Here is a 1,451-nt window from a genome sequence, read left to right as displayed (position 1 = left end):
AGTCCACCGTCGATGACGTACTCCGACCCCGTGATGAACGACGCGTCTGATGACGTGAGGAACAGCAGAAGCCGGGTGACGTCGGCCGGCTCTCCAAGTCGGGGGATGGCGAACGGCTCGGGTGAGTAGAAGTCGGCGATCGCCGCGGTGGCGCCGACTGCCGGTTCGTGGATGAAGGGGGTCGCGATCACGCCGGGGTGGACGGTGTTCACGCGGATGTGGTCCCGGCCGAGCTCGAGCGCCGCCGTTCGGGTGAGACCGCGCACGGCCCACTTGCTGGCGACGTACGGCGCGTAGCGCGCCGTGCCGCCCAGGCCCATCGTCGAGGCGATGTTGACGATGGCTCCCCCTGTTGCGCGGCGCAGAGCGGGGGCGGCGACCTTGATGCCGAGGAAGGTCCCTGTGAGGTTGATATCAAGGATGCGCGACCACGTGGCCTGGTCCGTGTTCTCGATCGGCGCCGGCGGGTTCTGGACGCCCGCGTTGTTGACGAGCACGTTCAAGGCGCCGAAGGCGCTCTCGGCGGCCAGCACAGCAGCGGACCACGAGCTTTCGTCGGTGACGTCGAGGCGGGTGAAGCGAGCGCGGGTCCCGAGCTCGTCGGCGAGAGCGGCGCCGCGTTCGGCGTCGATGTCGCCGATCACCACGTTCGCTCCCTCCGCATGAAAGGCACGTACATGACTCGAGCCTTGGCCACCGGTCCCACCGGTCACGAGCACGGTCTGGTCGTCGAAGCGGCGCATCGGATGTTCCTTCGTTACGTGGGTGACCGACCGGGATCATCAGTGATGAACGGCCGGCCAATGGTGAGCCGAGTGACTCACCACTGCCTCGACACTAGGCGGATGGCAATGGTGAGTCAAGCCACTCACCTCGTATACTCGCCCCATGAGCCGGGTCGTGACGACGTATCACCAGCGCGTCGCCCAGGAGAAGCGCGCGCTGATCATGACGGCCGCGACCGCGCTGTTCCTCGAGTTGGGCTACGACCGGACGTCGCTGGCGCGGATCGCAGAGCGCTCGGGCGTTTCGCGGGCCACCTTGTTCAAGCAGTTTCCGAGCAAGGCCGCCCTGTTCGACGCCATGGTCACCGAGGCCTGGTCAACCGCTGACGAGGAGGATCCTCCGCCGGCAGGCAACGTCGTCGACGGGCTCAGCACCATCGGTCGCCGCTACGCCGAGCTGTTGAGCCGCGCCCAGATGACCGACCTGTTCCGAATCGTCATCGCCGAGCTGCCGCGATTCCCCGAACTCGCCAATGCGCAGTTCTCGCACGGGAAGATGCCCTACTTCGAGTCCGTACGCGGCTACCTCCTGGCCGAGCACGAGGCGGGAACGGTGCGGGTCGAAGACGTGGACCTCGCAGCCACCCAGTTCCTGGGCATGATCTCCAACTACGTCTTCTGGCCGACGCTCCTGGTGCCGGGCTGGGAGGTGAGCGCCGAACGCGT

At 66.9% G+C, this 1,451-nt stretch carries 2 protein-coding genes; one reads left to right on the top strand and one right to left on the bottom strand.

Going from position 1 to position 1,451, the window contains the following annotated elements; translation table 11 throughout:
• Positions 1-743, bottom strand: a 743-nt coding sequence (locus ABZT47_RS40310; RefSeq protein WP_354854100.1) for a glucose 1-dehydrogenase, incomplete at its 3' end; no start/stop codon positions are given.
• 145 nt (positions 744-888) lie between these two features.
• Between ABZT47_RS40310 and ABZT47_RS40305 the strand changes: the two genes are divergently transcribed.
• Positions 889-1,451 (top strand): TetR/AcrR family transcriptional regulator (locus ABZT47_RS40305; protein ID WP_354854097.1); only part of this gene is annotated, 563 nt, incomplete at its 3' end.

It is taken from the genome of Sphaerisporangium sp. NPDC005289 (genome assembly GCF_040607455.1).
GTDB classification, from domain to species: Bacteria; Actinomycetota; Actinomycetes; order Streptosporangiales; family Streptosporangiaceae; genus Sphaerisporangium; species Sphaerisporangium rhizosphaerae.
Note: the sequence above shows the minus strand (reverse complement) of the source record. Positions and strands in the feature narration are given on the sequence as shown.